Origin of the sequence: Rhodococcus sp. HM1 (assembly GCF_023218075.1) — a bacterium.
Classification (GTDB): domain Bacteria; phylum Actinomycetota; class Actinomycetes; order Mycobacteriales; family Mycobacteriaceae; genus Rhodococcus.
On the sequence record NZ_JALPTB010000145.1, the window covers coordinates 1 to 4,723 of the forward strand.

Annotated in this window: 5 protein-coding genes and 1 pseudogene; 3 read left to right on the plus strand and 3 right to left on the minus strand. The window is 63.5% G+C overall.

What is annotated here, in order from left to right; translation table 11 throughout:
* Window positions 1-128: 128 nt before the first annotated feature.
* Together M1M07_RS31945 and M1M07_RS31950 are read right to left on the minus strand one after the other, a co-directional pair.
* A pseudogene (locus M1M07_RS31945) lies at window positions 129-263 on the minus strand (cupin); the annotation flags it as partial.
* A 112-nt stretch (window positions 264-375) separates the two neighbouring features.
* A complete protein-coding gene (locus M1M07_RS31950; RefSeq protein ID WP_138998839.1) occupies window positions 376-873 on the minus strand; it encodes a MaoC/PaaZ C-terminal domain-containing protein in 498 nt (165 codons plus the stop codon).
* Window positions 874-1,162: 289 nt separating this feature from the next.
* Between M1M07_RS31950 and M1M07_RS31955 the strand changes: the two genes are divergently transcribed.
* From M1M07_RS31955 to M1M07_RS31965, 3 genes are read left to right on the plus strand one after another with little or no spacing between them, the layout of a single operon-like run.
* Entirely contained in the window at window positions 1,163-2,053 is an 891-nt protein-coding gene (locus tag M1M07_RS31955; RefSeq protein ID WP_138998930.1) for a CoA ester lyase, read from the plus strand.
* A 30-nt stretch (window positions 2,054-2,083) separates the two neighbouring features.
* Entirely contained in the window at window positions 2,084-2,551 is a 468-nt protein-coding gene (locus M1M07_RS31960; RefSeq protein WP_138998840.1) for a MaoC family dehydratase, read from the plus strand.
* Window positions 2,548-3,384: a fumarylacetoacetate hydrolase family protein gene (locus tag M1M07_RS31965; RefSeq protein WP_248676728.1), complete on the plus strand. Its 837-nt coding sequence runs from the start codon at window positions 2,548-2,550 to the stop codon at window positions 3,382-3,384. Before M1M07_RS31960 ends, M1M07_RS31965 begins: the two co-directional genes overlap by 4 nt.
* A 108-nt stretch (window positions 3,385-3,492) precedes the next feature.
* Here the strand turns inward: M1M07_RS31965 and M1M07_RS31970 are convergent, their stop codons facing one another.
* Window positions 3,493-4,590: an NADH:flavin oxidoreductase/NADH oxidase gene (locus M1M07_RS31970; RefSeq protein WP_248676729.1), complete on the minus strand. Its 1,098-nt coding sequence runs from the start codon at window positions 4,588-4,590 to the stop codon at window positions 3,493-3,495.
* Window positions 4,591-4,723: the final 133 nt, after the last annotated feature.

The following is a 4,723-nucleotide window of genomic DNA, read 5'->3' on the forward strand; positions in this document are numbered from 1 at the left end:
TGCTCTTTCGTCGAGTCGAGTTGGTAGCTCTCTCGAAGAATCACGCGATGACCGTCTTTCGTCCGGTTACGACACGCCGATCAGTTCGTTTGGTTCCGGCTCGTACACCATCCTGATGGACGCAACCCCTTCCCGAACCAGATCTTGGTGGCGGGTGTGTGTTGCACACTGACCCCAGAAACACGCACCGCACCTCCGGACTGACCCGTGTTGCGCACTTCTTCACCCTTGCGAGTGACCACTGGCTTGTCGTGCTCCGCCACTGCTGCTCCTGCCTTCGTGTTCGCGCGTCGACGCCGAACGAATCACTCGGCGCCGCCGACGTCGGGCTCTTCTTGTCGTTTGTCTGTACCCGGCAACGGCACCGGACGTCGATCAAGCGTCTGGGTTGGCCCTTCGGCGCACCATGAAGGAACTCTGGAAGGTCATGACGATTTCCCCCTTCTGATTGACAGCTCGGTACGACAGCGTCCAGATTCCCTGATCGTCCTTCTTCGTCGGCCGCGCGGTGACCAGCTCCGCTTCAGGACGGAGCGTGTCGCCGATGACCACCGGCCGCTGCGCGCGCACCTCGTCGAGCCCCAGCCACGCGACGACGTTGGTGAAGTACCCGGTCTGGGTGATCAGGCCCAACACCAACGACAGGGTGAAGGGTCCGTGGGCGATGCGCTGGCCGAACTGCGTGGTGGACGCGTATTCCTCGTCGAGGTGAAGCGAGACGATGTCGCCGGTGAGGCCGGCCCAGCTGACCAGGTGTGCATCGGTCACCGTCATTCCGGGGCCTTGCACGATGTCGCCGACCTCCAGGTCTTCCCACCAACGTTCAGGCTGCCCGAGCACCCGGGGCGCGACGCCGATCGAATTCGTTGCCATCAAAACTCCTCATAGCGCCGGGCACACCGGCCGTGTTAACGTACGAGCGATTGTTCGTTTAACACTACGGGCGATGAACTCGCAGGTCAAACATTTTCGCTTACCGCACAGGAGGGGCAGATGTGGTGCAGGCCACGTACCTCGGACTTTGTTCGTGGCGCACTCCCCCTGCCGCCCGAGACCCGTAGGAAGGGCGCGAGCCGCGCACACCGGATGCGCAGGCTCTGAGCGAGTGAGTCATGACACCCCGGCGACAGCGCTGCCGGGCCGAATATCGAGTGAGGTTTCGATGCGACCCCTACGTTCCCTGTTGTTCGTTCCCGCCCATCGCGAGGGGTGGGCCGACAAGGCCGTTCGTGCAGGTACCGACGCGGTCATCCTCGACCTCGAGGACTCCGTCCCGGCCCCTCTCAAGACGCAGGCTCGCGATATCGCCGCCGCGACGATCGACTTGTTGCGTGAGTCGGCCCCGGGCGTCACGGTCCTGGTTCGCCCCAATGCTCTGGACACCGAGCACTTCGGCAAGGATCTTGCGGCCGTGGTGCGACCGGGCTTGGATGGGCTGCTGCTGCCGAAGGTGTACGGGGCTCGTGAGGTTCTCGATTTTGCGGCGCTACTCGACCATTTCGAGATCGAGGCCGGCCTCACTCGTGGTGTGACCGAGGTCGTGCCGACCCTCGAAACAGCGAAGTCACTGGTGAACTGCGAGGAGATCGCAGCCGCCCACCCGCGTGTTGCGTCGTTGATGGTAGCAGCGGCTCGTGACGCAGATGTCTCTCGCGAGGTTGGTTTCGAGTGGACACCGGAAGGCTTCGAGACGCTGCACTACCGCAGCAAGGCCGTGCTTGCCTGTCGAGCCGCCGGTCTGGCCCACCCCATAGTCGGGCTGTGGCAGGAAATCGCGGACCTGGACGGACTGCGGACGTTTGCGGAAGCCAATCGCCGACTCGGGTTCGCCGGACAGGTGCTTATCCACCCTTCACATATCAAAACCGTCAACGAGGTCTATGCGCCTAATCCGAAGGTGGTCGATCGCTTTCGTCGCATGATCGACGCCTTCGAGCGGGCGCAGGCAAACGGGCAGGCTGCCGCCCTGTTCGAGGGCGAGCATGTCGACATCGCGCACGTGAAAACCGCTCGCGGCGTGGTCGCGCTGGCCGAATCCATCTCCAACTCCTGATTCACCATCCCACGACAAGGACGAATTATCATGGCTGGTTTGTATTTTGAAGAACTCGAGCCCGGGCTCACCATTAAGCACGGTGTCACCCGGACGGTGACCGAAACCGACAATTTGCTGTTTACCACTCTGACGCTAAATGTGCAGCCCTTGCATCTCGATGCCGAGTTCGCGAAGGAGAGCATGTACGGCGAACGCATCGTCAACAGCGTCTTCACCCTCGGCGTGGTCGTCGGCATCCCGGTGCAGGAGACCACCCTCGGCACCACACTGGGCAACCTCGGCTTCGAGGAGATCGCCTTCCCGGCGCCGGTGCTGATCGGTGACACCTTGCGAGTGGAGACCGAGATCCTCTCCCGCCGGGAGTCGAAGTCGCGCCCGGACACCGGAATCGTCCGGTTCGAACATCGCGGCATCAACCAGAGCGGCAAGCTGGTATGCAAGGTACAGCGTTCCGGTCTCATGTTGAAGAAGCCCGCCGAGGTCACTGCATCATGAAGCTCGCGACTCTGCGCCATCAGGACAGCACCGTGGCGGCCCGCATCGACGGCGATGCCGCCGTGGTGATCAGCCCGTACAGCAGCGTGTCCGAACTGCTGCGCAATCCTCAGTGGCAGACGATCGCAGCAGGCGCCGAAGGACCGGCGATCGAGGTCCACAATGCCGACTACGCGCCGGTCGTGCCGGCGCCGACGAAGATCATCTGCGTCGGCTTGAACTACGCGAACCACATCAAGGAGATGGGGCGCGCACTGCCGGAATACCCGACATTGTTTGCGAAGTTTCCCGAGGCGCTGATCGGGGCCAACGACGACGTCGAGGTGCCCTCCTACGCCGACCAGGAGGTCGATTGGGAAGGCGAACTGGCCATTGTCATCGGCCGGACCGCGCGGCAGGTGTCCGAGAGCGACGCGGCCGACCACATCGCCGGATACACTGTCGCCAACGACGTCTCCATGCGCGACTACCAGAATCGAACACTGCAGTGGTTGCAGGGCAAGACTTTCGAGCGGACCTGCCCGATCGGACCGGTTCTCGTGACAGCTGACGAGTTCGTGGTCGGGGCGACTTTGACTACCACTGTGGACGGCGAGACGAAACAACTCGACTCGACCGGTGACTTGGTCTTCGGTCCGTCGGCACTCGTCGAGTACGTCTCCCACATCGTCACGCTCCAGGCCGGTGACGTCATCTTGACGGGGACGCCGGGCGGAGTGGGGCACGCCAACGACACCTACCTCAGCGATGGATCCGTCCTCGTCACCTCGATCGACGGATTGGGCACACTCCGCAACTCCGTACGGGTTCACTCCTCTGTTTCGGTCGGCTGATACTGCCCGCGCGAAGAAGCCGGTCCCCACTTGTGTGAGGGGACCGGCTTCTTTGGTATCACGCTGAGCAGCACGACTTGTGCTCGACGCCCGCAAAGGCCGTTTCAGTCAGGGGATGCTGCCTCGAAACTTCGCTGACCGGTACGGCCGCGGCCACCGAATCTCCGCGCCGAGTTCTTTCGCCGCCCGCAATGGCCACTGCGGCTCTCGTAGGAGCGCACGCCCCACGAACACGGCATCGGCAGAGCCGTCGACCAGCACCTGCTCTGCCTGGGCCGCATCGGTGATGAGTCCGACTGCTGCGACCGGTATCGGGGAGGCGGCTCGCACCGTCCGCGCGAACGGCACTTGGTAGCCGGGGCCGACGGAGATCCTCTGTTCCGGCGTCAGACCGCCGCTGGACACATCGATGAGGTCAACTCCCGATCCGACGAGGGACGCGGCCAGTTCGGCGCTTTCCTCGACGGTCCAGCCACCGTCTGCCCAATCGGTCGCCGAGATGCGCACGAAGACGGGCAGCTCCTGCGGCCAGCTGTCGCGGACAGCGGCCACGATCTCACGTAGCAGCCGAGTCCTGCCGGCGAAGTCGCCGCCGTACGTATCGGTACGCAGGTTCGACAGGGGCGACAGGAACTGGTGAATGAGATAACCATGGGCCGCGTGGATCTCCACCACCTCAAACCCGGCGCGGTGTGCGCGACCGGCGGCGTCGGCGAAAGCTGCGACCACATCGCCGATCTCACTGAGCGACATCTCGGACGGCGTACCGAGCTCTCCCGCGGCTATCGCAGAGGGTCCGATCACCGGCCACCCCCCCTCGCTCGGCTCGAGCAGTCCTCGACCCTCCCAAGGGATGGCAGTCGACGCCTTGCGCCCGGCATGGGCGAGCTGAACACCGGGTACCGCGCCCTGCTCCGACACGAATCGGTTGATTCGCGCGAAGGCATCGACCTGTGCATCATTCCACAGCCCAGTGTCACCAGGGCTGATCCGGCCCTCCGGAGTGACCGACGTCGCCTCGGTCAGCAGTAGGCCGGCTCCGCCCTTGGCGAACGATCCGAGGTGGACCAAGTGCCAGTCGTTCGGAACGCCGTCTGTCGCTGAGTATTGGCACATCGGCGCCAGCCACAACCGGTTCGCAATAGTCAGCCCGCGAAGTGTGAGCGGCGAAAAGAGCTTGACTTCCTCGATTTTGGTACTGGTCATCGATTGTCCTTACCTTTCTTTCAGGGGGTTCGAACTGGGCGACGGCCGTAGGCTTCGAACCACCCAGGGACGTCGGACATGGCTTTCATCGCTCTGCTGCCCCCGTCGATGGCCAAGGAGGATTGGCCACCCA

What these genes read in the sequence shown, in the direction of transcription:
- M1M07_RS31950 (WP_138998839.1), bottom strand. Translation starts at nt 873, where the DNA reads ATGGCAACGAATTCGATCGGCGTCGCGCCCCGGGTGCTCGGGCAGCCT.
- M1M07_RS31955 (WP_138998930.1), top strand. Translation starts at nt 1,163, where the DNA reads ATGCGACCCCTACGTTCCCTGTTGTTCGTTCCCGCCCATCGCGAGGGG.
- M1M07_RS31960 (WP_138998840.1), top strand. Translation starts at nt 2,084, where the DNA reads ATGGCTGGTTTGTATTTTGAAGAACTCGAGCCCGGGCTCACCATTAAG.
- M1M07_RS31965 (WP_248676728.1), top strand. Translation starts at nt 2,548, where the DNA reads ATGAAGCTCGCGACTCTGCGCCATCAGGACAGCACCGTGGCGGCCCGC.
- M1M07_RS31970 (WP_248676729.1), bottom strand. Translation starts at nt 4,590, where the DNA reads ATGACCAGTACCAAAATCGAGGAAGTCAAGCTCTTTTCGCCGCTCACA.